Genomic DNA, 23,887 nt, shown 5'->3' on the forward strand with positions numbered 1-23,887 from the left:
CGAAACCCCGCCCACCCGAACGGACCTCGGGAACACCGGCACGCCCAACACCACTAAACAGCTTGCACAACAGTCAAATTCGGAGCCAAACCCGATACGCCACCACTACTCGCGGATCTAGGTCAGAGCGCGGTTCCGTCAGCTGACGACTTCCGCTGCCGCCGTAGCCATAGCGACCCGGAAAATCCACGCGCTCAATTGCACGTGGCAGGTCCCCGATAGTCGGTCCAGGCCGTTGTAGAGCCAGTTCCTACAGGTGAGTGAATCCAGCTGCGATACTCAATCGACCTGCCCTTTCCTCATGCCGATAGGATTCTTACATTTCATCTGAGATACCTCCTATTGTTATGCATCCGTCAACTATCGTGTCACTCGTTTGAGGCCGGAGGACATGTCGGCGATCGCGTCGGCGATCCTGCCCTGTTCCGCGGTCCGGGGTGCGTCGGCCGCGTTCGCTTCTGAGGAGATCACCGCCAGCATCTCCGCGCTGCCAAGGCCCAGACCACAGGTGATGATGCGAATGTCTTCCGCTCGCAGCTCGGCGGCAACGCGTATCGCGGCTGCCGGATCGCCGAGGTCACCGTCACCGAATATCGCGATCACCCGGTCGCCGGCGTTCTGCGCCATAAGCATGTCTCGCGCTTCGCGTAGCGCGGGAACCACTCCGTTCCCTCCGCCCGCGCACGAATCCGCGATGAGTCGGCGAGCGTCCTGACCGTCACGACTGATGGCGGCGCGGCCCTCGACTTGCGTCGTCCACAGCAGGGCCCCGACCGAATAGCCGTCTTCGATTGCTTCGTCGAAGAACCTGCGGCAACCTTCCTTCGCCTCCGACAATCTGCTCCCCGACATCGAGCCGCTGACGTCCAGGGCAAGGACAACCGACCCGCTCAAGCTCGCCTGCAACCGTTCGAGGTTCGTTCCGGGTGGTGTCTCGGTTACCGGCTGAGATTCGAATCGCTTCTTGGTCCAGGTGGCCATGACGGTCAACTCCTCAATGCCAGGCCGGCGACGGCGTTACGCTGCTGCTGCACTTCCGCGTTGTCGAGTGTGCCCTCGATGAATGCCTGCATTTCCAGCTCGTGGTTCTTGAAGTCCGATGCCTTCACCGATATCCGTCCGTCCGCGGCGACCGATACCAGCAGATAGATTTCCGATCCGGCTTTGACTTTTCGCATACCCGACACTTCGCAGTCGAAGACCATTCGATTGTCGGCCGCATTGTCGCTCTCGACCGCACCGGCCTGCTCGTACAGCTGAATGCGGGCCTTCTCCTGGCCGTCGAAGATCGCGGACACGGTGAACTTGGCGTCGACGATCGGAAGCGGGGTGTTGGCCCGGAGTACATGCTGCACGTAAGGCTCCTCACGCCACGGGGTGCGGCTCGAGTAGATGAGTACGCCAATTGACCGGGGCAAAACGGAGGTGATGCGTTCACCGGCCCCGAGGAGACGGCGTTGCGATCCTGCGCTCACCAGTTTGGCCGCCAGCGTTGCCGCACCTTTGGCGACGATCTTGTCCGGGTCGTTGATCATGACGGGAACGTTGAGCATGTTCGCCAGTTCCTCCCTGATCATCGGAAGTCGGGTCGATCCACCGACCAGAAGAATCCGGGCCACCGTAGGTGCGCCAAGCCGCTGCGCGGCCTGGACCACTCGTTCCACCGATGCGTGACATTGCAGGACGAGATCGCGGGATGCGGCCTCGAACTCGGGTCGCGTCATCGTGATACTGAATCGTTTGGGACCGAATTTCAAACGGGCCGTGGCGGATTCCTTGACACTCAACTCTCGTTTGACCCGTTCGGCCTCCGATTCCACCAGTGCCACGAACTCGTCGTCGTACCGGCAGTCATCGATATCATCGACTACTGCCTCGATCTTGTCCCACATGAGTGCGGTCATCCGGCGGTCCCAGTCGAGGCCGCCGAGCTGCGACTCGCCGTCAACCGCCCACACACGCGGCGCACCGCCAGGTGTCGCAGCCACTACCGCGACATCGAACGTCCCGCCACCAAGGTCGAAAACCAATGATGATCCCGCACTGTCGGCGGCACCGTACGCGTACGCGGCTGCCACCGGTTCGGCAAGAAGTTCCAGACATTTCACGCCGGCAATCTCGGCCGCCGCGAACGTCGCCTCCTTCTCCGCGACACCGAAGTAGGCGGGCACGGTGATGACCAGTTCGAGGCTGTCGGTTCCCGTCCGCAATTGCTGCGCGGCATCCTCCGCCAGTCGCCGCAGGATGATCGCCGAAATGGACTCGGGTGTGTAGGACACTCCGCCATATTCCTGCGGATAGTCCTTGCCCATGTAGCGTTTGATTCCCACGACAACATTATCGGGGTCGTCGGCCATCTGCTTCTTGGCGTCTGCGCCGACCGATACGGCACTACCTGAGAAGTGAACAACGGATGGGGTTAGCTCGTTGCCTTCCGGTGTCTCGACAAGCTCCAGGTCACCGTTCGGCTGCACCGCGAAGACACACGAATAGGTGGTACCCAGGTCGATTCCGATAGCGGGCATGGGTCAGCTCCAGGGGAAGGGGATCAGATTGGCGAGTTGGTAGTGAATATCCTGCGCCCAGATCCACCAGTCGTCGAAAAGTTGCTCACCACGACCATCGTTTACCAAGTACAGGGTCAGCCACATGGCGAAGATCGCAACGAGCGAAACGTGTATGGCACTCCAGATGTAGCGAAACGTCCAGTAAATGCGGGGAATACCGTGAAGCATGGGTCTCTACCTCTTTGCCGGCTGCGGGGACGGAGCAACTATGGGCATCTTTGTGTTGGATACGTCCAAGACCCACTGCAATACTCGGACCGGGCTACACGGGTTTGCGGCGTCCAACTGTCCCATCGAGTCGACCACGAAGTATTCGACTTTGTCGAAGTCGTCCTCGATGCGGCGGACGAATCCGTCCTCATCGCTATTGTTGAGCCACTGCCGTATTCCAGTGGAGTCACCGGGCGTCAGGCCGTAACCTGCCCGGAGGGTGCTGAGCATATCGTATTTGGTTAAGACCACCGCTAACGATTTGCGTCGTAAGTTGACATTCTCGGAGCGAAGCCGGTCGACGACGGTGGCGTAGGCGTCTTCCTGATCTCGATCGGTAATTTCGACCTTACGATTGATACGCATTCTCCGAGCTCCCTCATTAACCGCACCGAATGCGAGTGGATCAATAACCAGAACCAGCACTTCGGAACTGTCCATATATGCAAGGCTCTGCGTGTTGTCCATGCTCTTGAATGCCTCACCGGAGACATCCATCATCTGCAATTCGACGACCCGCTCACCAACCGTGAGCTTGAATGGCAGCCCCTCAGGTCTGTTCGAGTTTGGCGTCTGCCACGTGTTCTGCATCGTGTTCATTGTGTCGCGAGCGACCTCGATGAATTCGGTGGCTCGTTGGGTCAGTGGCTCGATCGCTCCGCCATGTGCCACGAGATGGGCCTCTGCCGCCGCAGTCCCGGCGACGAACATGCGTGTCTTGCCCGCGTTGGAGGTGCCGATCACCGGGATCTGAATGGTTCGCCGGGTTCCGGCTCCCTCCGTCATTGCATTGTTGCAGTATGGGCAGAATGCCTCCAATGTCTTGGCGGCACGGCCCACGGTCGTCGGCAACGCTTGGCCGCAATTGCAGCGACGCTGGATCATGCCGAGCGGCCCGGGCGAGATATCGCGATGCATGGTCGCACATCCGGGTCCGTTGCATCGGTAACTGGGGGTCTCGGTGACCTCATAACATGTCGGGCACTTGAGCGAGGCCTTTCTACGCTTGCGCTCACCCTTTTCGATCCACCTGTAGGTGGTCACCCACACAACCTGGACGAGATAGGTGATCCCGCCCACGAGCAGCATCACGACCAGCCAGATCCCGATCGATACCCACACCGCACCGAAGAAGCCAGCTGTGGGGACCCCGGCGACGGTCAGCCACAGGAGGCCCGGAATCTCGGTCAGGACTCGCAGCATCGTCTGACCGCGCTTCTTCGAAGCGCCTCCAGGCCCTGCCGGTGATGAGGCCGATTTTGGTTCGACAAATCGCCGCGGGCTGATCCCCTGCCACACCGCGCCGATCAGGTGGCGTGTCTCCGCCGTCACCGCCAGCGCGTCGAGTCGGGCCTGGTACGGGTTGTATACCGGCCAGGCGTTATCCCACCCGAAGTGCTTCTGCATTCCACGGGCAGGAATTTTCATTACCTTATTGGCGACGACTTTACCCGGGTCTGCGATCGCAGGCTTGACTGATGCCTTTCCACTTAGCACGCGGAGGGGAATGAGGAGGCCGGCGACAAGACCGACTACAACCGATACCGCGAACGCGATGATCCAGTAGAGGACCAAATATGCCAGCACTCGCATGAGCACTGCGACCGCGACCCATATCGCGAAGATGGCCGCGGCTATCCCTGCGACCACCATCGCGAAGAACCCAAGGCCGTCACCACCATCCATGGTCAGTCTTCCTTTCCGAGGAGTCGTTTACTGCCGCGGACAAGATTCCGCGTCATTCTGCCCTTCTTCTTCTGGGCGGAGAACTCGTCCCACTCTTCGAGAATTTTGGGATCCAACTTCCTGCGGAACGAATCGACGGTAGATCGACCTTCTCGACTGTCGGCAACTCCCGTCAGGAATTCTGCGGCGGAACGCTTCTGCTTGCCCGTACCGTCGGCCAACAGATCCATTGCCTGGGTGAACGCGTATCTCCTATGACCAGAATCTCGTCCCTCGAAGAGCCTACGGAGGTGGTGCACCATCGCGGGTACTGCGATGGTGTCCGCCGAACTGGTCAGATCTCGCACACCCTGAGCATCGGATGCCTCAATAAGCAATTCACCGATCTCCGGTATGAACAACGGGCCGAGGTCATTCAGGTACTTCGCGAAGTCCCGCAGTGCGCTGTTTCTCTGACTATCAATGCTCTTATAGGCGTCCAGACGTGCGGTATGCAGCCAACTGATATCGTTCGCGAGTTGTTCCATTTTGGGATCAAGGATTGGTCGACGCGCCTGACAGAGTGTGACTAGTGCCGCTGATATCGGCCGGTACTGCGCTGCTTCCGCCGGCGGCAGCCGCAGTCCGTCCTCAATATTGTCGGACAGCCACTGGCCCATCTCCGGCCCGATCTGTCCGCTGTACTTGATCCAGTCCGCGACGAGTTGAGCGTTCTTCGGGAGTACAACGCCGGAGAGGATCAGACCCCATGCTTCTGGCGGATAGTCACCGCCACGAGCAGCATGCAGTAACGAGAGACGATCGTCGGGACTTCGCCTTCCGAGTGCCGCCGCCGCGAGCCAGCATGCGAGAGCACCACCTGATGGTGCCGCCCAGTCCCAGCGTCCCTCGATGACATCCGCAGTGGCTTGGGCGTTATCGGCCGCCAGCAGCTTGGTCAAATCGGCGAAGGTTGCCGATCGGATTTCGCGGCCAAACGCATAGTCCCGTGACTGATCGAGAAGGTCCGGGTTTCGTACGCACAGGTCGGCGAACCGGTTGATGGCCGTCGCGACCTGCCCTGGCGGTACCTGAACGCCAATAATGCCAGCAATAGTGAAGGTATCCGCCAGCGCGTCCGTCGGGGCAATTGACAATAGACGAACAAGGACCTGCGTGACGCGACTATGCGCAGTAGAACCGGGAGGTGTACGGTCGGCGGGCAGCACTGCCGAAACGCTCGTATGGGACCAGGGCACGACGAGCTGCGGTTGACGCTGGAAGCACTCGGTCGACCATTCCAGGAACTGCACGCCGTGGTCGGCGGCTTCGGAGTCGAGTAGCCGCCAGCCGGCTTCGGCGGCCCGCTCGGCCGATCCTCCATCAGTGAGCGGAGCACCGGTGGCGGCGCTGAGCAGTTCATCCGCGTACATCACGATGTCGTCGCTGATGTCGCTCGCGGATGCCTGCGCAAGGACTTCCAGCGCTGTGTCCCTGTCGGCGACCTTGTCGGCCGAGCCTCCCAGGTAGACGATCTGCGACGCATAGGTCGCAGCTGACGGTCCGACCACCGGCTCCCACGATCGAGCGAGCGATACAGCCGCGAGTGCATCGTCCGGGTCCAGGTTGAGAAACCATTCCGACTGTTGAACCGCCGACGATGAGGCTTCAATGGGACTGTGATCTCGCTTGATCAGGTCAAAGATATTGTACGGAGTGCCCGGCGCAATCGAGGGCGCCGTACCGAACACGGGATCGGTGGCCACAATGTTCACGTTGGCCGGCAGCCAGTCCTTGACGAGTGCCGAGAATGTCACCGACCTGGCGACTTCAGGTTCCAGAAACAGCGTTCCGAGAGCGATCCATTTCATCACCGTACCGAGATCGTCACCAACGATCACCAGCTTCTTGACCGGTTGACCCAGACTCTGTTCAACCATAGTCAGATATGCCGCGAACGACCGGTGCGCCCAGCTGTCAGTCAGCAGAGTCCGTTTGAGCTCCGCCACCTCGAACTCACCATCAATCTCAAGCGGAGTCGCCCAGGCGTCCAGGAGCTTGCTGCCCGCCTTCTGAATCGTCCACCGTGCGGCACCGAACACCTGGGCCGGACGATAAGGAACGAAGTCGACACCGTCCGAGCTCACCAGAGTCTGCGTCAGCTGGTTTCCTGGTCGACCGGTGTAGGTGTCCCCGGTGGACTGTCCACGAGAGAGGTAAGAGGCATCCCCGATGACGCGGTAGTGGCACGAGGGGGGGTGCGTCAGTGGGTCCGGTTGGCGCACCCAGGTGGGATCGACCACATGAATCAGACCCGCGGCCATGATGGCGTGTTCGTGGGTTGGGGTAATACCTGGTGATGCGCTCTGAAACTGGAATCCGCCCTGACCATGCAATGATTCCTCGGGGGTGCTATCGGTAAAGATTGCTACGTCGAACATCGTCTAGCTCTCCTTCGGCAGAAATCCTCTGTCCGCCATCAACCACAGCAAGGGATCGGCAACCCGATGCGGCAGCAAGCCACGGCTGTTGACACGCTTGGTGCCGTATTCGGGCTCCGCGCCGAGCGCAGATGCACCGAACAGCCGATATTTTTCAAAGTTGGTGTCAAGGAGCCGCAGCAGTGGATCACCGCCCCAGCTGTCAACCATCGCCGCGACATGGTCGTGGATGCTGCGAGATTCGGTGTCATCGAAGTAGGGTAATCGCTGGGCCGGACGACGCATCGGATGATCCGGCGGCACATCATCGAAGAACGCGTCGATCTTCGAGACGACGACCGCCACTGGCTGCTTGATCTTCTTGTTCCTTTTGGTGCGTTCGGCATTCTGCAGGACAGTGATGATCGAACGGAGCACTGTCTCCGGCGTGGTTTCCAGACTCGCCGGATCCACGCCTCGTGCAATCGCTTTATCGTGGTTGCCGGGAAATCCGAACGGGTCCAGAAGGAGGATGACCCCGTTCGTGGCATCAAGGTAGTGTTGTCCGAGTGCGCGATCCTGGGTCGCCAGGTCTTCGCCGGCTGTGTCATAGAACGAGAAGATTGTTGAGACATCGCGTGATCTGTTGGCCAGACCCTTCTTCGAGTAGCGCCATTCGAATACTGCAGGAATGCTGACTCCGGAAGCGTTGGCCGCGGTCTGAGGGGGCAAGACACCCGCGGTATCCTCCATTGTCTTGAGCAGATTCTCCAGGTCGGCCGACAGGCCTGACTTCCCACCAGGGGAATCGATCGACGCATTGAACCTACGCGCGATGGTCGTATAGAGCTCACGCTGCAACACCGCCAAGGTCACGGTCTTTCCAGAGTTACGGACACCAACCAGGCCGAAGAGCGGAGAATCGGAATCAAAGTTCCGGGGCAGTCGTGAATGACACGCCGGGCACACTCTGATGGCACTGACCGATCCGCAGTTCCCACAGGTTGCCTCGTTACGGCTGAGTTTCTCCTTGCCGTTGACATCGACGATAACTGGCCGGACCGGCGTGGCATCCCCAAAGCACGCGTTTCGGCGCTTGTCCGGTACTTCCGCGCATGCCGTCTTGCCCGGAGATGGCCGACCAGAACATCGAACAGCAAGAGCATTTGGATTGATCTTCTCGTAGCAGTATGGGCACGGAGCGGTGCTGTTGAACAGTGCCATCGTCAGCCTTTCAGCGAATCTGTCGGAGGATCACGCAGGATGAAGTCGGATCCTGCGGCGGGAAAGAGCCTGACCCAGAATGGGCTGGGTAGTTTCGGTATGTCGAACTCCTTCTCCGCCGTCGGAGCACCGGAAAAGTCCACCACCACCGGGAACTGGATGTCGTCGTGTTCCACTCGGGTCGGCATGATCGACCCGGTACGGATCACGACAATCAGCGAGATCGGGCCGACACCAGCCGTCGCGCGCACTGTCAGCCGGGCCGGCTTTCGTTTGCCAAATCGACTGGGCGGGATCACCAGCTGATAATCGATCACCGGCTTCGGGATGTCGAAGGTGATCGGCGCAGCGGCCGAACGCCATTCCTTGCCGTTGCCGAAAGCGACGGTTGCCACAGCCAGGTCGCGCACGATGCTTGCGGAGGGAATGCGGAATCCGCCGTCGCGACGATAGTCGGCTCTGGTCACCACCACGTGCTGTGGGACACCGCCCGCTGTCCACGTGACTGAGGCGGCGTAGTCACCATGCGGCAGTTTCCAGGACACCACCAGCTCATCGCCGAACCGGTCGGCACGAGCATCGGTCGGTGCCTGGGCTGATCCGGTGACCTGGGGTGCTCCGACCACGGCGCGCTCGCCGTCTACGGTGAGCGGCACAATCCAGCGGATATCGGAAAGTGCGGCGAACTCGAGGATCGACGTGCCGACCGATTCCCGTGCGACGCCCTGGAGTTTGCGGCCGCCGACGTCATCGAAGTCATCGACCGCCACCTCCGATCCGACCGCGGGAAGCTTCTCGTCGATCGGTACGGACCACAACTCCACCGGGAATCCGCCGATCGTAGGCCACGAGGCGGTAATCCCGTTGCGACCGTTGGACAGTCTTCCTTCAGCGAGGGTCATCCGTTCCACCGGCGCGATGGATCCGCGGGGGGTCACGGACGCGGTGACCGGTGCCGAGTACACCCGGCCGCCGTCGGCGAGCACGTACATCGCCTCGACGGTGAACCGATAGCGTTGTCCCGTCACCAGCCGGTTGACGGTGACCTGAGATGCTCCACCGCAATCGAGTCCGCGGCTGTTCCCGGAGCCGTCAATCATAGTGCAGCGCACCCCGACCGCTTCGGCGGGAAGACGCCAACTGACCGTCGCCTCGGTAAGGCCCGCCACTGCGGAAACCTCGCTGGGTGCGGGTACCACGACGACCTCGGCCGACACCGGCGCCGACGCCACACCGTCCCGCACTGCGAACACAGAATAGTGCGCCCTGCGCCCGACGGGCACTTTCGTGTCGTCGAAGCTCCGGGGTTCAACGGTGCCCAGCATCGTCCCGTCATGCGGATTTACGGGCGCGTGACTGTCCGCCCGGACGACGGCGAACCGACAGTCCTCGCCACCACTGAACTGCCAGGTGAGTCTGACACTTCCGGAGGAGGTGACCTCCGCGCTCAACGCACCAGGCGCAGGTGGCGGAAGCTGTTTGAGCCATACCGTCAGGCGCTGATCGTCCGTGTCAATGCGGGCTGCCTGCACCAGCGCCGTCTCGGCCGCTGAGTAGTCGCGCCGCGCGGCCGCAGCCTGGTACTCGCCGACCAGGCGCTCCTTCTTGGCCTCCGCGTCGTCAACCGACTTGGTGACGCTCGCCAACTCCGCCGGATCGTACTGATCTGTGTTGATCGCATCCAACAGACGCCGGGCCTCCGCGAGGTTGCCCGATGCCAGCATATTCGTGATCTCGCCGAGTCCGCGTACGGACGAACCCGATTCTACGAGATGAGCGATAATGCGGGCCGCGTCGATAGGGTCGAGACCTGTGCTCGCCAGCCGCTCGGCCGCCACCGCAGCGGGCAGCTTCTGTGCCAGCAACACGTTCGCCTGACTGATCACGCTTGCGAACAACACCTGATGCAGGTCGCGCGGAGACGCGTAATCGTTCTTGACCAGCGTCAGCACCTTCTGGGCCGCTTGCATCGCATTCGAGTCGGCAGCCGAAGTGGCCTTCCTCTGTGCGTCGGCGACCTGCGCGGCGCCGATCGACCGACCACCGCTGTAACTCAGTTCATCGATGACCTTGATGTCCGAGGCGGGTTTCTCGGCGAGGAGGAGCACGTCGACAACGCTCCGGAAGTCGACATGCTTCAAGGCATCCTGGAACACCCTTGGCGTCGGCACCGTGGGCGGCTCGATCGCGGCGCGCACCGCGATCCCGTTCTTCTCCACAGCCTTTCGGAGATCGTTCACATCAACACCAGGAAGCGATTGCGCCCTCTCCTTGATGTGCTCCTCGGTGACGACCTTCAGTGCCTGACATTCCAAGGCCACGGCCTTGGCGAACTCGGTGATCCGACCTTTGAACGCCTCTGCTTTGGCAGACCGCAGCGTGTTCCACCAGGAAGGATCAGCTAGGTCAAACCCCTTCTCTTCCAACGCTTCAAGGAGCATTGCCACCAGTTCAGCATTGCCATCGTTCTTCCGCCGCTTGTTCAGCACGCTCTGCTTCAGCTGCGACAGGTGCGCCGGGATGTCCGCAACGTCGGTGGTCACGGCGAGCAGGCCGGCCACATCGACCGCGCCGACCGCAATGACGTCACCGGTCTCCCGGAGTTTCCGGATCGCGGTCAGGAGTTCCGATTTCTGCGCCGGCACCCGCTTCTTCAGGACATCGGCGATGTAAGAGTTCTTGTCGAAGGTCATGATCGTGTCATCAGACCGGACACGAGTTCCTTCGCCTCGTTAACCTCTTTCGGGTCGAGCAGGGAGACCGTCGCCTCGAGTTCCAGGTACTGGCCCGACTGGGGTTCGCGCGCGGACAGCCGAACAAGGCCCTCATTGCTGACGTTCAGCAGGAGGTGGATCGGTGAGCCCTTTGGCAGCGACGGAAGACCTGTGATTTCGCTCTTCTTCAGGAATGCGTTGTTGACCGGTTCTTCTGATTCGACCTCACCGCCCTGCTCATAGAGCTCAACGGCCACGACGCTCTGACCGTCGACCACCGTGCCGGCCTCTAGGGTGAAGTCAACGACGGGCAGGCTGTCGTTCGCATGGACCAAGAACCCGATGTACGGGGTGTGCGCGCTATCGTTCTTGACAAATTTGACTCCGAGACCACGGGACAGCACGTTCTGGATACTCAGCGTCCCCGAAGGAAGGAATGGCCTCGGTGTCGTATTCGCAGGCACCGCCTCGGCCGTGCCACCGTCACCGTTGCCACCATCCGGCCCCGGGAAGGGCACGGCTCCGCTCAGCAGTGCTTCACCATAGATCGCCGCGCCCTTGGCCACAGCTAGATCAAACTCTGTCGGCTTCGGATCCCACCCCTTGGCACGCAGAGCCCCATCGACCATCGGCATCCGTGATGACCCACCCACAAGAATCAGCTTGTCGATCTCCAGTCCCGGTCTGATTCCTTTGGCGGTGGTAATCGTCCGCTCCGCGATATCCACGGTCTGATCGATGAGATGCTTGGTGACGGCTTCAAAATCCGCGCGAGTAACAGCTATCTTCTCGTCATAGTCCTGAAACCGACACCGTACGGTTGTTTCCGATTTCTTCGTCAGAAGAATCTTTTTTTCTTCCACTGCCTGCAAGAGTTCGATCATGAACTCGGGATCGTCAGATGGGTCATCGGAGATCCCGGCCTGCTGGATGAACCTGTCCACGACGAGCTGCGCCAGCGCGGTGTCCCAGTCGGCTCCGCCGAGGACACGGTTTCCGTCAACCGCCACCACCTCGACGTTTCCGGGCTCAACGATCATCACCGTCGTGTCGAAGGTGCCGCCGCCGAGGTCGTACACCAGCAAGGTCTCCTTGCGTTCGCCACGTACGCCCACCGACAGTGCCGCCGCTATCGGTTCGGCAAGGATGCCAACTACTTTCAGGCCGGCGATCTCCCCCGCCTGCTTGGTTGCTTCCTTTTCCCGCACACCAAAATAGGCAGGAACGGTGATCACGGCATTGCGAATATCGGTGTCTCCCTCGGTGTTCGCCGCCTGCACCAGTTCCTTGAGAATAACCGCGGACAGCGATTCCGGGGTGTAGGTCGTGCCGAAGAAATCGAGGCTGTGCTCGTTGCCCATCTCGCGTTTGATCAGTGCCACACCGTCATCGGGGGCCGCGATCAGCTCAGATTTCGCCTCGGCACCGACGATGACGTTACCGCCCTCTTCGAAGAAGACCACCGAAGGCGTGGTGTCCTGCCCATTGGCGTTCTTGACGACGACGGCCTGGTCGAGTTCGTCGATCTTGGCCACCGCAGAGTATGTGGTGCCCAGGTCAATACCGAATACTTCGCCCATCAGTGTCCTTCTCCTTCAGAATTGACATGGTCGTCGGTCAGCGGTGTCGCACTCGGTACGGCGGACTCAGTGACTCGGCCCGAGTAGCGGTAGACCCTTACCTTGGACAGCAACAGCGCCCGATCAGCTCCGGTATAGCTGAAACCCTGGCGGATTACCTGCGCAACTTTGCGATCAAGATTGGGATCATCGGTAGTGACCGTACCGCTCGCCGCTTGAATCTTCGCGTTGAAGTCGTCGCCCACCCGGGTACCGAGCGACTCGATGTCGAGAAGTTCCAGGCCCTCCTCGATCTCATCCGCGAAATAGCCGAAATCTTTCTGGGCCTGGGTATCTCCACGCCCAGCCGCGCGCTCGGCAGCCGTCATAGCCTCGGTGTACAGGTTCGCCAGACGACTGATCACCGGCTTGAGAAGAGTCCTGACCTGATCACTTTGCAGGTCCTCGATTTTTGACTGCATCTTGCGGATGATCGTCTCGTACTGTTCGGCGCGCACATGAAAGCCTCGCACCGAGCCGTCGATGCTATCGAGTCGCTCCCCGATAGCCATGAGTTCGGCTGCCGGAGCACCGGGTTGAGGTTCCCGGGACTCGGGCGACGTGCCCGGACCATAAGCCGCACTGTGGTTGGCGCCGACCTGGTAACCCGGCTGCGGATGCCCATGACCCGCGGGAGGTACCGGGAACGACGGCCCCGGTGCCGGCGGCGGACCGCCAGTGCCCATCGGCGGCGGGTTACGACGGCCTGCCGACGCCTCCACGTACGGCGGAGGCGATTGCGGCGGGGGCGGCGACTGCCGGAATCGCTCAGCGCTTTGCTGTGCCGGGTCTGGGGGCGTTCCCGGCGGACGCGCACCGGTCACGGGCACATCCCCGTAGCCGTCATCGTGAATCAACTCGGTAGCCTCTCTGATTTCCGAACTGCCGACCCTGCTGTCCGGGTCGCGGAATGACCCAATTCATGCACCGTGAGTACGCCACGACAAGGAGTTGTCGCTAACGCATCCTACGGATCCGAGTCGCCATCGCGTGTCGCCCAAAGGGATGAATCACCTTCGCCGCCATACAGACACGCCGTTCTCGACCTCAGCCTTCGATTCGGCTCAATGTCAATACCCTACTTTTGGGGGCATGCCGATTAGTTACTTCTGATGAACATCGTTGGCGGCGGCGACGACTACGCACCGGAGGTGATACATGTCGCGGATGATCGGATCAATGGGCCTCCCCGCGAGGTATGTGTGAGTTCGGACCCGAAGGAAAACCCGTCGCTGATCATCCTCGAAGGTCTGCTCGCCTCTATCGCTCTGGGCATGCTCGCCGGTGATGGTTGGCAAATGGCCGCGTCGATGGGTGGGTTCCTGGCTGTCGTCACCGCAGTTGCCTACCGCATGGGCGGGCCGATCGCAGACGTCGCAGGATGGTGCTACAGCGGTATCGGGCTGATCGCGCTGCTCCCAGCGCTGCTGGGACTGAACGGCTCCGGTTGTGGCGATGGATTCGGCAGTGGGCAGCAGTACTCGCTGACGGGGGCATTCGCACTCACGTGGTTGGTGGTCACCGCCAAGACCTTGGCCTTCCGCTGGAGCGTGTCGGACTTTCGCTATCTCCCGCTGAGTTGGGTCGGGATCATCGAGGCCATCCAGTTCTGGAGCCGGCCTCAACCGTGGACCGCGCTCGGTGACTACCAGGTGAGTATGTTCGTCGCGATAGGTGCCGCGATCGTGTGTGGGCTGCTCGTAGGAATTCGGCCTGTCATCGGCATGGCCGTGATCGGCACCGCTCTCGGACTGGCAGCCCTTATGGACTTCGTTGCCCCCGTTGCGAACTGCGAGAACCTGCACACCGATTCGGCTATCATGCTCATGCTGACCTACCTGATAGTCCTGTTCTTCTCCCTGTGGGCAATGTCGAGAATGCGACGGCGATGACTGCCGTCACCTCCTGTGATGTGGGGAAACGGTTGTATATCAACACATGCGACACGTAACCGTCTAGAATTCGCATCCGACACCGACAGGAGCGCCCCGTGGAACGTCTTGAACCACCGGTGATACCCGCACCCGAACCACCGCCGTCGATCGACCGGTTCATCGTCGGTCCGGAAGGTATCGGCCGCAACGAACTGCTCAAGCAGTGGCGCGGCCAGATGACGATGCCGAGGCCGACTGCGGGAAAGCTGCCCGACGAATTGCATGGCTGGGCGGGCAAGCTCGGTGCGTGTGATTGGTTCGGTCCCGCCTACTATCCCAGTCTGACCGTCTTCATGCGTAAACAACGCCTTCCTGTCGCCGATCGAGCTACGCTCACCGCGGGGCTGGCCGCGTGCGCCGATCTGGTCGAGCCGTTGAGCCGGTACAGCGTCGGATGGTGCGACACCCTGATGGTCCTGAATCCTGTCGGCTGGCCGAAAGATGTTCTGCTGGCCGTCCGGGAGGGCGCGCGCAAGGCCCCCGGAGCCGTGCGCGAGCTGATGGTTGTCGACGGTGTGATCGCCACGCAGAACTCGGCCGGGGACTTCGTCCGCGACCAGACACGCCGGCACAGACAGGACACCCGCACCTCGCTTCAGGCGTACCTCCATCATCTTCGCCGGATTCGGTTGACGGGTAACGGTATTCCCCGCGAACTGGCCGATGATGAGAAAGCTACCCTGTCCGAGCGGTTCAGCAGCCTCGTCCGTGATTACGGTGTCGAACCGGCTGACGAGCTGTCCGAAAACGAACTTGCCGAGCTGCGGCGACTGGCCAAGGAGTTCCTCGACGCGATCATCGACAAGCAGGTGGTTGAGCGGGAACGAAACAGTCCGCTGGCCGGCGAGGCATACGAGCGGGTACTCACCACCTATGTGAATCGGCTGTCGAAAGGCATGACTCTGGCCGGCACCGAGTGGATGTTCCGGAGCAGAATCGAGGATGCCCGCAAGGACAAGTACATACGTCACAGCAAGCAACTCGAACACGAAACACCCCTGACACAACGTGACGACCCTGACGACTCAGGAACTCGTGACAACGCCGTTGCGGTTGCACCGCCCGCGCAGGCAGAGCCCACCGATATGATGAGCATCGCAGCAGACTTCGTTCGAACCGATCCTGCCGCACGCTTGTCGAGCAGCGGTGAATTGTGCTGGGAGGCCTCGTTGGCAATCGACTTCCTGCTCGGCAGAACGACGTCGGCGTCGGGTCCCCGATTGTTCCGGCGGGAGATACAATCGCTCTGGTCTCCTGACATCGCCGCGGAATGCCGGTTCAGTACCGCTGCGGGAGCCGCCGGATATGTTGCGGCCCTTATCGAAGGTGCGGTCAACCGGGCAATACGCGAGCTTCGGGACGGCACCACCACACAGCGGGGAGACCTCTGATGACCGGCAGTCTGAGCGGCATCGTCACCCGTGACAGCTCAACACTCGTGTCATGGCACGCCGATACGGCAATCGTGCTCGAACCGGTACACATCGAGATCGGCGGCGTCGGAGTCGTCATCGACGCGGCATTCCCCGACGTCGTCATCGACGTGATCGTGGATTCGACGATTGTGCGGTCAACCCGTGCGCTGTTCACAGAGGTCGACTTCACGCAGCGTCTGTCCGCGGCACCGGACGGTGCCCGGATCGACGGCCCAACCCTCGCCGAGTCATTCGCCCGCCTCGCGACGGTACGCGCCGTCGACCGGATACATCTGGGTGATCTCGATGAGGCGGCGCTACTGCTCGACCAAGCTTTCGCGCACAGGAAGCTCGGTTCCTTCGAACCGGCTCTGCGCTATTACGTGCTGGGGGCAACGGCTGCCGAACGGCTTGTTGACGAGATCGACAACGGCGACCACAGCCCGGCAACGGTGCGCATGCTGTCCAGCATTATCGACTCGTGTCCGCCTGACGCCCTTGATACGCCTTCCCGAGATCGCCTCGCCGGCATCCTGCGGACCCATCTGCTCGCCGACGACATCGGGTGGCAGACTGGTTTGAGCCGATTAATAGGCCAGGACGAGTTGGCTACCTCGCTCGGTGATTTCTCTACAGTGACCGGTCAGCTCAACGATCTTCGGCCATTTCCGGCGCGGGCGCTGCGATTCACCGGACCTGACGCTCCCGATCTCGAGATCACCACGACCGACGGCTCGATCTCGGTGCGGGCCCGATTGCGGGACGAGGTGATTCCCGAATCCCAAGAGATACAAGAAACGATGGCGGTCGCCGCTGACTCGTCGACAGGCGAAATTCTGGCGGTGGCACCATGTTCAGCGTCCGGCGGTCAGATCAGCGCCGAATTATACCCCGGTACAAGCGATCCATCTGGGTTGCGATTCGCCTTGATCTCGGCGGACACACCACTGGAGTCGATTCGGCTGGATCCACTGGGCATCGCGATGACCCGCATCGATCGTCACTGCCGCTACGCGTGGTCGTTGCATCGGGAAGCGGGCGCCATCCTCGCCGGAGCCGGCGCAACCACCGCTGAATCGGTTCTGACCCGGATTCAGCAGAACGCGAACAGAATCGGTCATGAACGGGACGAGGTTGTCGCCACCGTCCAAGGGTTGACCCGGCAACTCGCGCGACGAACGAGGAACACCCCCGACACGGAGTCCGTCGCCCGTTATGTAGATGCGGTTGGTTCGTTTGTCGCGAGTCTCGATGGACCACCGGCCACGGACGGCCCACAAGGTCCGACGCTGACCGAACTCCTTGCTGTGGGGAATAGGTAGTGGCCGAATCACCGGACGACAGCACCCTGCTGTTACGGGCCTTCGATTCAGGTGACACCTACGTGTCGTTCCGGTGGCTCGATCGCCCTGATTCACCAACGGTGCATCGTATTTCGTCGGCGACGCGTGACCGCGGACTCGTCACGCTAGACAGTGCGCTGATCACAACAACCGGTGATGACGCAGACCCGGTGCGGTCAGCGCTGACCGGGGCACTGGTTCGTCCGCTGAGTGAGTTCTCCCTGAACGCTCGGCTCGCGGATATGGTGTTCCCGCAAGATGTCCGGCGAGAGATCGTCGAACGGGCCGCCCGGGGCCGGGTGACCGTCCGGATCACGCCCAGCCGGATGCTTGCGCGTATGCCGTTCGAGCTGGCGGTGATCGATGACCCGCGACGACTGATCGAGGTCGTGGATGTCTGTTATGAGCCACCGGCGACCATACACGTCGGCAGGGCACGTATTCCTGCGCGCTGGAACAGTTCTCGCGCTGCGCGCCCCACCGTGTATATGATCGATCCGAAACTTCCGACCTCTTCCGGACTCGGCCAGGTCCTCGGACGGATAAATCCGTACGGTCTGCCCACCAACGCCGAGGCATTCGTCGAACGCATCCGAAGTCGGCCGAGAACCTCGTTTTCGGGAGTCGGAAAGGTCGTGGACCGCTGGGACCTCAGCGACGACCTCCGCGACGATCCGGGGCGGTTGGTCTACTTCGGCCATGTGTCGTCGACGCTGGATGAGCCCGGATCGGCGTCGTTGCACCTGTCCGACGACGCGAACGAACCCGGCTACACCGATACCGTCAATCAGGCGCACCGCCCGCTTTCAGCTCTGGACCTGATGCTCGGCACCGCCTTCGATGAAGTCGGTGAGGCACCGGAATCCGGTCCGGGGCATGTCATCTGGCCGATGCCACCGCGGGTGGCGATTATCGCCTGCGAGGGTGGTGTCGACTACCGGAGTTCGGAAACATTCGGTCTCGTGATGGCAATGTTCAATTCCGGAGCCGAACTTGTCACCACCACCCGGTGGACGCTGCCGTCCGACTCGGCTTTCGAGAAGTATGCGTCACACACCGCGATACCCGGCCCCACAACGGAACTCGCGCTCGCCGTCGACGAGACACATGAAGCGGCCGACCCTGTGCAGGCGCTGGCACAATGGCAGCGCCGCAAGCTGGCAGTATGGCGCGACAACCCAGGTCCGGCTACCTCGCCGCTGACCTGGGCTGCCGCCGCATGCCATGTATGTCCACCGCGCGAGGTCCACCCGCCTCGCTATCGCAGCTGACTACACACCGACCGACTCCACCGCAGCACCCTTCTGGGTCAGCGCATCTCGCCAAACCTGGTGCAACGCAGCGGAATGTGCCGGTGACATATCAGTGGTTCCGGTCCCGAGGCCACCGACCCTCGTCTTCCACCCGTTCATCGAGGGAAGCGCCGCGGCAAGTTCACGAGTAGCAGCTGTCGCAACATCCTTGGCGGCCAGGTCGCGGTGTTGCAGATCGACACCGACGTTCTGGACCATGTCCGACACCACCAGGACATGCACGGTACTGCCGTTGACGAGTGAAGCGATCGCGTTGAAGACTCCGACGACATCGGTCCCCCGGCCACGCCCCTCCTGCTGGACACACTCGGTGACCTTGGCGATGTTCTTGGTAACCAAAGGAACGATCCGGGACTGGATCTCTGCCTTGCGGGCCACGGCATTGTCATCGGAGGCCCGTAGGTCGACCGCGACATCGGGAACGGTGCAGTCCTCGCCGATCGAGTTCATACTGATCGGCCGCACAGATACCTTCGAACAGGCTACCTCGCTGAGGAATCCGTGCACCAGCGCCGTGGTCTTCGGGGTGAGAAAGTCGTCGCTCGTAGTCGCGTCTGCGGCGATGGCGCAGGGCACTGTGACCAGTTCGCCATCATCATCGCCAGGCCCCACTATGCAGCCAGACGCCAATATCGCTGATCCCATGATCAGAGCCGCGGCTGACATACGGGCCGGACGAGAGTAATTCACTGCAACTCCTTGTGGGGTAGTTCGGCCGGACTCTGGGCTGGTGTGTCGCGCGCAGCGGACGTAGTCTCGCCGGGCACCAGGGCATCCGGCGCCGTAGTCCGTTGGGGTGCCAGATCGTGGCGCAGTTCAGCCAATTGTGCGGTAAGTCTATGCATCCGCTCGGCGTGCTGCCTATGACGGTCGCGGGCACGCTCTGCCCGATCCTGGGCGGACCTGATCAGCCCGTCCGCGATGGCGTCCTGGCGCGCTACTTGCTCGTGGAGAGCATTCACCGCCGAGGCCAGTTGGGTGGCCAACCATTCGTCGAGGACATGGCCGTGATTGTCTTCCAGACCGGGCAGCATCCGCTCGATCTGCCCTTCGATCAGCCGATGCAATTGCCCGGACTCGCCCATCACTTCCTGTGGAAGTGGCTGCGCCATAGGGGCATCGATGGCTTCGGGACCAAAGTCGCGCCGGGTGAAACCGGTCGTCCACGGATCGGTGGTCGTCGGGGTGATCGGTTTTGGCTTACGGCTGAACCAGCGCATCGTCAAAGTCCTTTCGCAGTAGAACCAGGAACGTGGTCAGTAACCTGTGGGGCGCCGGCGGCCAGCGTCAGTTCCGGGACCGAATACGCCTGGCGCACCTCGTCGGAGTCGGGATGAAAGCGCAGATAGCGCGTCCAGTAGAGGGCTACGAGCTGCGCCCACAACTGTCGCGCGGCCTCACGGTGCTGCAGGGCATCGCTGATGGCGTTCGCACGACGCTCGGCCAGTGCGGCCCGTTCCTTCTTGATCTCGCCAAGCCGCGCGCGAAGGGCCGCCTGCTCGCTGACCTTCGCCGCCCGAACCGCGTTGGCCTTACGCCTCCCCCTGCGGGCCGCGACATCTTCCTCGTCGCGGTTGCGAGCCACTTGTTCGGGGATCTCGAAGCCATCCAGGTCCGTCTGCACTCGACGCTGCTCAGCGGCCAGGGCCTGATCGTTGACGTCGATCTCCAACAAGTCCGCTGCGAGGATCTTCTCGTTGTTGGCACTGGAGTTGCGATACTTGGCCTGGATCTGCTCGGTCGCGGGAGTGTGTCCGGTCGCGGCATCTGGAAATAGACCACTCTTACCGTCGAGTCTGCCGTCTCGGCGGACCCTGCGCTCGTGCTCCCGAGATGCCTCCGACCAACGGATCGGACGGTCATCGTCGCCGTCGCTGTTGGGTTTCGACGGCCGCAGGCTCGGCCGTCCAAAAGGTAAATGCATGATCTTCTCCTTACTGCCGCGCGATCAGCTTTCCGGTCCGGGGGCCGGGATCAGATAGTCGGTGAACTCCGGATTGCCCTTGCGCGCCACGAGGTACACACGCGCGTGCGCCGGCCCGTGATTGTGGTAGCGCTCCGTCAATGCCGCCTCAGCCTTGCGAGCGCCTTCGGCCCGGGCCTGTTTCGCGGCTTGGAGTGCTTCGACTTCCGCTTGAGCCTTGACCATATCGGCCCTGGCGCGGTCGGCCTGCCGACGCGCCCGTCCGATCCGGGCCTCGGCGATGCCGACACCCGCCGACTTGGCAAGCGAGTGCACCGCCAGGCCGGCCACCAGCGCAGCGATTGCCAACACACCGAGCGTGAGCAGCGTCCACAGCAGGTCGCGGCCGAAAACATTGTCGTACGCCTCCTTTGCCACCGCATCAAGCACGGCCTCGTCGGCCTCACTATTCGACAGAATCTCGGCACTGCGCGCGTCGCGTCCCGCAGTTGTGGCGAGCGCATCGGCTCTGCTGTATGCTGCTCCGGCCATCACCGCAAGCCCGAAGATCACCGCGATCGCACCAACGACTCCGAACTGCCGTATTGCGGCCATCCGCGGGACTTTCCCACCCGGTACGCCCACTTCGTGGATGACTGCACTTGCCCGAGCCACGCAGAAGCCCACAGAGGCCCAGACAATCAGATAGGCGAGGGTGACGACGATGCCGACCGCTGTCCGCTGATCGGCTGTGGCGCCGGGGAGGAGTTCGTCGATAACCAGTCGCATCATGACGTACTCGCCCTGCACCAGCAGGCCCATCACAATGACAGCAATCATCATCAGCTGCAAAGATATCCACAGCGGAGCCGCCAGCAGCCGGCGTCGCCCGGCGGCCCTGTGCTCACCGATGCTGACTCCGTCGGGATGCCGTACGAGTGGATCCTGTGTCACATACATGTTTTCGTCCTTTCATTCTGGGCACCGGCAACGCGCGTGCAGGCGCCGTCCAGATCGGAGTCGAGTATCATTTCCGGACCTCTCCTGACGCCCTCTGCTGACATAGGAATAGCCGTTTCCCCACGGTCCGCAAGCTCATCAATATACCGAATCAGGTCCGCGATAGCGGCTCCCAACTGAGAAGTTCGTCGTAAACGATGAATCGGTATGCCCCCTGAACTGGGGCTATTGACGACCGGCCGATCCGGCGTCCCCGCTCCCGGCAGCTTCATCAGATTTGGCTGTCTGCCTGCGCTTTTCCAGCCACTCATCGAGGAATGACGGTTCCTCCTTCTTGCCTGGGACGGGCCGCGGCCGGGAACCGTCCTCCGGGTACTCGACGTCAGGATCGAACTGCTTGATCCGTCCGTTGAATTCCGCGACACGACCCCGGCTTGCGCGCACGACGGTATCGGCATCCGCATGCCGGCACGGGTGGGTCTGTCCACCCACTATGACGGTGTGTGGGCACGAGCTCACCGACTCCGAGGCGGTCCGCACCACCATGGCGTTGAAGGTCGGCAGGTTCGCCAGCGTGGTGGTATCGATCTGCCTTCCCATGACGGCGGCCTGTTCGTCGGCGTGCCGACCGCCGACGCGGAACATCACGGTGGTGCCGACGTTTCCCGATAGACCGTTGCGGATGTCGGGGGCGAGCTGGTCGAGATACTGGTGTGCGACTGTCACCGACAGACCGAACTTCCTTCCCTCCGAAAGCATGTTGACCAGTGATCCGGCCATCACCGCGTGGGCTTCGTCGACGATGACGTGGAATCGGCGATCGGTGTTGCGGTTCATCGCTGCCACCCAGAATCTGTTGAGCAGCAGGTATCCCAGCATCCGGGCACCGGTCGAACCGATCTGGCCTTTCGCCAAGTCCACCAGGATGATCCGGCCGTCGTCCATCGCCCCGACGGGGTCGTAGGCGTCGGCACCGGACCCGAGGATCGCCCGCAATGCCGGGCTGGCCGAGAACCGTTCGAACTTGCACGTCGTCCAGGACACCAGATCGGCGTACTCGTTCGACTTCGTGTGCCGGTCGTCGTTGTACCACCACTGCTTGACCCGCGGGTCGGTCAGCTTCTTGAACAGCGCCCTGCGCATACCCTTGTGGTCCAGGATGATCGGGACATCCAGCAGGCTGGCCCGGTTTCCGCGCAGCAGCGCCAGACCACGCAGCGCATATCCCAGACGCTCCTCGAATCGGGGTCCGACAATGCCGGTGCGTTTGGGGTCGTACAGTTCGTAGAACATCTCGCACATGTCGGCGATCGCGGTGTCGAGCTGCGTTTCATCGCCACCGGCAAGAGGATTGAGCGGAACGACATGCTCGAGGTCGTCGGCGCGGACCACCTGGACACGGTCCGCCGCGCACTCGGGCAACTCTTCGATGATCCGGTCGACGAGCGTGCCGTGCGGATCAAGGACCAGCGCGCCGTGACCGCTGTGTGCGATCTGGTGCACCATGTCGGCCAGCAGAGTGCTCTTACCGGTTCCCGTGGCTCCCACGACATGCACATGCCGGCGCAGTTCCTCGTCCTCCAATGCGGCATCGATCGTCTCGTGGGCGTCGGTACGGGCGAAACCGATTCTCACCGTATCCGATTCGTCGGCGTACGTCCCGAACGCCTCGGACGTCATCGAAACCGGAAGCGGCGCGGGCGATCCCGACAGGAAGCCAACGGGCACGACGTCGCTGACGGGCAGCGGGAGGAGCAATGCCAGTTGGGTGTCCGCTGCTACGCAACGCAGTTCGGCGATCTCGCCGGTCGCCGGCACCGCGCGCAATCCGGGAAACCAGTTCTCGGCGGCGGCACGCACACTCAACGGCGGCTGCGCGGCACCGACGAGCGTGATCGTCACCCGGAACGACGATTGTGCACCCGCACGCACCGTCACGTCGACTCGACCGTCCGGCCAGGTCGACAGTGCCCGCCACAGCCGGTGGTAGTCATCTTGTGCGACAGGATTTTCAGCCGTCCACTCGTAGGCGCGGATGGTGGTTTCCCCGGCCCCGCCGTTCTCGCCGGTGATGAAACCGAAACGGCTGACGTCCGGGCGCAGAATCCACCGGTGCTCGGCCAACCGAGCAACCGCAGGTACGTCTTTCCGGGAGGACGTGGTCTCCACATACGGATCGAGCACGGTCGCGAGTTCGTCGAGAAGCTCACCGGACCCAGCGGGTCCGGTGACGTGCACTCGCACACTGGTGGTGGGTGATCCGGTGACGCCGTCGGCGGCACGGCCCACCGACAGATGCAGCACCGCATCGGGAACCATCCCGATCATCGACGTGATCGAATCGAGCACGTCGGTCCGGACCCTCGTGCCGGTGGCCGGTCGCACACCGACGATCAACAGGTCGCCGCGTTCGGCGGCCTCACGATCGGCGATAGCGTCGACCGCGTTGAGATTCTGCCGTCTCATATCTGTCCCTTTCCTCGCTACGTACCTGTGGATCCTTTTCCCCACGGATACGGCGAACATGTCGCCGCCCGAATACGAGCGAAGATGTCGCCGGCCGCCCCGGAACCGGTCGCGACCGGCGACATCTCGCGGTC

The 23,887-nt window shown here is 62.1% G+C and carries 18 protein-coding genes; 4 read left to right on the forward strand and 14 right to left on the reverse strand.

The features are described from left to right. Positions 1-360: 360 nt before the first annotated feature. Genes KDB67_RS05935 through grpE form a run of 9 tightly spaced genes read right to left on the reverse strand, consistent with a single transcriptional unit; the run spans position 361 to position 12,931 of the window. Positions 361-981 carry a vWA domain-containing protein gene (locus KDB67_RS05935; RefSeq protein ID WP_291013607.1) on the reverse strand — a complete coding sequence of 207 codons (621 nt, stop codon included), beginning with the start codon at positions 979-981 and terminating at the stop codon, positions 361-363. Positions 982-986: 5 nt separating this feature from the next. Further along, positions 987-2,525, reverse strand: a complete 1,539-nt coding sequence (locus KDB67_RS05940; RefSeq protein ID WP_291013610.1) for an Hsp70 family protein — start codon at positions 2,523-2,525, stop codon at positions 987-989. 3 nt (positions 2,526-2,528) lie between these two features. After that, a complete protein-coding gene (locus KDB67_RS05945; protein ID WP_291013613.1) occupies positions 2,529-2,735 on the reverse strand; it encodes a hypothetical protein in 207 nt (68 codons plus the stop codon). A 6-nt stretch (positions 2,736-2,741) separates the two neighbouring features. Further along, on the reverse strand, positions 2,742-4,463 hold the full coding sequence (locus tag KDB67_RS05950; protein WP_291013616.1) for a hypothetical protein: 1,722 nt from the start codon (positions 4,461-4,463) through the stop codon (positions 2,742-2,744). A 2-nt stretch (positions 4,464-4,465) separates the two neighbouring features. After that, positions 4,466-6,883 carry a hypothetical protein gene (locus KDB67_RS05955; protein ID WP_291013619.1) on the reverse strand — a complete coding sequence of 806 codons (2,418 nt, stop codon included), beginning with the start codon at positions 6,881-6,883 and terminating at the stop codon, positions 4,466-4,468. A 3-nt stretch (positions 6,884-6,886) separates the two neighbouring features. Beyond that, positions 6,887-8,086 carry a hypothetical protein gene (locus KDB67_RS05960; RefSeq protein ID WP_291013621.1) on the reverse strand — a complete coding sequence of 400 codons (1,200 nt, stop codon included), beginning with the start codon at positions 8,084-8,086 and terminating at the stop codon, positions 6,887-6,889. A 2-nt stretch (positions 8,087-8,088) separates the two neighbouring features. After that, positions 8,089-10,779: a hypothetical protein gene (locus tag KDB67_RS05965; protein ID WP_291013624.1), complete on the reverse strand. Its 2,691-nt coding sequence runs from the start codon at positions 10,777-10,779 to the stop codon at positions 8,089-8,091. After that, positions 10,776-12,380, reverse strand: coding sequence for an Hsp70 family protein (locus KDB67_RS05970; protein WP_291013627.1), 1,605 nt, complete (start codon positions 12,378-12,380; stop codon positions 10,776-10,778). The genes KDB67_RS05965 and KDB67_RS05970 overlap by 4 nt, the downstream gene beginning before the upstream one ends. Continuing rightward, positions 12,380-12,931, reverse strand: coding sequence for a nucleotide exchange factor GrpE (gene grpE, locus KDB67_RS05975; protein WP_291013630.1), 552 nt, complete (start codon positions 12,929-12,931; stop codon positions 12,380-12,382). The genes KDB67_RS05970 and grpE overlap by 1 nt, the downstream gene beginning before the upstream one ends. A 600-nt stretch (positions 12,932-13,531) precedes the next feature. Between grpE and KDB67_RS05980 the strand changes: the two genes are divergently transcribed. From KDB67_RS05980 to KDB67_RS05995, 4 genes are all read left to right on the forward strand, one after another. Further along, entirely contained in the window at positions 13,532-14,311 is a 780-nt protein-coding gene (locus tag KDB67_RS05980) for a hypothetical protein (protein WP_291013633.1), read from the forward strand. A 98-nt stretch (positions 14,312-14,409) separates the two neighbouring features. Then, on the forward strand, positions 14,410-15,744 hold the full coding sequence (locus KDB67_RS05985; RefSeq protein WP_291013636.1) for a hypothetical protein: 1,335 nt from the start codon (positions 14,410-14,412) through the stop codon (positions 15,742-15,744). Then, positions 15,744-17,090 carry a hypothetical protein gene (locus KDB67_RS05990; protein WP_291013637.1) on the forward strand — a complete coding sequence of 449 codons (1,347 nt, stop codon included), beginning with the start codon at positions 15,744-15,746 and terminating at the stop codon, positions 17,088-17,090. Before KDB67_RS05985 ends, KDB67_RS05990 begins: the two co-directional genes overlap by 1 nt. After that, entirely contained in the window at positions 17,090-18,382 is a 1,293-nt protein-coding gene (locus KDB67_RS05995) for a CHAT domain-containing protein (RefSeq protein WP_291013639.1), read from the forward strand. Before KDB67_RS05990 ends, KDB67_RS05995 begins: the two co-directional genes overlap by 1 nt. Here KDB67_RS05995 and KDB67_RS06000 read toward each other — a convergent pair whose 3' ends face one another. From KDB67_RS06000 to KDB67_RS06020, 5 genes are all read right to left on the reverse strand, one after another. Then, complete coding sequence (locus tag KDB67_RS06000; protein ID WP_291013641.1) at positions 18,383-18,889, reverse strand: hypothetical protein; 507 nt, start codon at positions 18,887-18,889, stop codon at positions 18,383-18,385. Between the two features lie 221 nt (positions 18,890-19,110). Further along, positions 19,111-19,644: a hypothetical protein gene (locus KDB67_RS06005; RefSeq protein WP_291013643.1), complete on the reverse strand. Its 534-nt coding sequence runs from the start codon at positions 19,642-19,644 to the stop codon at positions 19,111-19,113. Positions 19,645-19,646: 2 nt separating this feature from the next. Next, a complete protein-coding gene (locus KDB67_RS06010; RefSeq protein ID WP_291013645.1) occupies positions 19,647-20,348 on the reverse strand; it encodes a hypothetical protein in 702 nt (233 codons plus the stop codon). Between the two features lie 24 nt (positions 20,349-20,372). Beyond that, positions 20,373-21,170 (reverse strand): hypothetical protein, encoded by a 798-nt coding sequence (locus KDB67_RS06015; RefSeq protein WP_291013647.1) that lies wholly within the window; start codon positions 21,168-21,170, stop codon positions 20,373-20,375. Positions 21,171-21,512: 342 nt separating this feature from the next. Then, on the reverse strand, positions 21,513-23,753 hold the full coding sequence (locus KDB67_RS06020; RefSeq protein WP_291013649.1) for a type IV secretion system DNA-binding domain-containing protein: 2,241 nt from the start codon (positions 23,751-23,753) through the stop codon (positions 21,513-21,515). Positions 23,754-23,887: the final 134 nt, after the last annotated feature.

The sequence above is a fragment of the Gordonia sp. (in: high G+C Gram-positive bacteria) genome (genome assembly GCF_020438995.1).
Taxonomy (GTDB): domain Bacteria; phylum Actinomycetota; class Actinomycetes; order Mycobacteriales; family Mycobacteriaceae; genus Gordonia.

Excerpts from the sequence above, each read along its gene's own strand:
- KDB67_RS05935 (WP_291013607.1), bottom strand. The coding sequence starts at position 981 with ATGGCCACCTGGACCAAGAAGCGATTCGAATCTCAGCCGGTAACCGAG.
- KDB67_RS05940 (WP_291013610.1), bottom strand. The coding sequence starts at position 2,525 with ATGCCCGCTATCGGAATCGACCTGGGTACCACCTATTCGTGTGTCTTC.
- KDB67_RS05945 (WP_291013613.1), bottom strand. The coding sequence starts at position 2,735 with ATGCTTCACGGTATTCCCCGCATTTACTGGACGTTTCGCTACATCTGG.
- KDB67_RS05950 (WP_291013616.1), bottom strand. The coding sequence starts at position 4,463 with ATGGATGGTGGTGACGGCCTTGGGTTCTTCGCGATGGTGGTCGCAGGG.
- KDB67_RS05955 (WP_291013619.1), bottom strand. The coding sequence starts at position 6,883 with ATGTTCGACGTAGCAATCTTTACCGATAGCACCCCCGAGGAATCATTG.
- KDB67_RS05960 (WP_291013621.1), bottom strand. The coding sequence starts at position 8,086 with ATGGCACTGTTCAACAGCACCGCTCCGTGCCCATACTGCTACGAGAAG.
- KDB67_RS05965 (WP_291013624.1), bottom strand. The coding sequence starts at position 10,779 with ATGACCTTCGACAAGAACTCTTACATCGCCGATGTCCTGAAGAAGCGG.
- KDB67_RS05970 (WP_291013627.1), bottom strand. The coding sequence starts at position 12,380 with ATGGGCGAAGTATTCGGTATTGACCTGGGCACCACATACTCTGCGGTG.
- grpE (WP_291013630.1), bottom strand. The coding sequence starts at position 12,931 with ATGGCTATCGGGGAGCGACTCGATAGCATCGACGGCTCGGTGCGAGGC.
- KDB67_RS05980 (WP_291013633.1), top strand. The coding sequence starts at position 13,532 with ATGAACATCGTTGGCGGCGGCGACGACTACGCACCGGAGGTGATACAT.
- KDB67_RS05990 (WP_291013637.1), top strand. The coding sequence starts at position 15,744 with ATGACCGGCAGTCTGAGCGGCATCGTCACCCGTGACAGCTCAACACTC.
- KDB67_RS06005 (WP_291013643.1), bottom strand. The coding sequence starts at position 19,644 with ATGCGCTGGTTCAGCCGTAAGCCAAAACCGATCACCCCGACGACCACC.
- KDB67_RS06010 (WP_291013645.1), bottom strand. The coding sequence starts at position 20,348 with ATGCATTTACCTTTTGGACGGCCGAGCCTGCGGCCGTCGAAACCCAAC.
- KDB67_RS06015 (WP_291013647.1), bottom strand. The coding sequence starts at position 21,170 with ATGATGATTGCTGTCATTGTGATGGGCCTGCTGGTGCAGGGCGAGTAC.
- KDB67_RS06020 (WP_291013649.1), bottom strand. The coding sequence starts at position 23,753 with ATGAGACGGCAGAATCTCAACGCGGTCGACGCTATCGCCGATCGTGAG.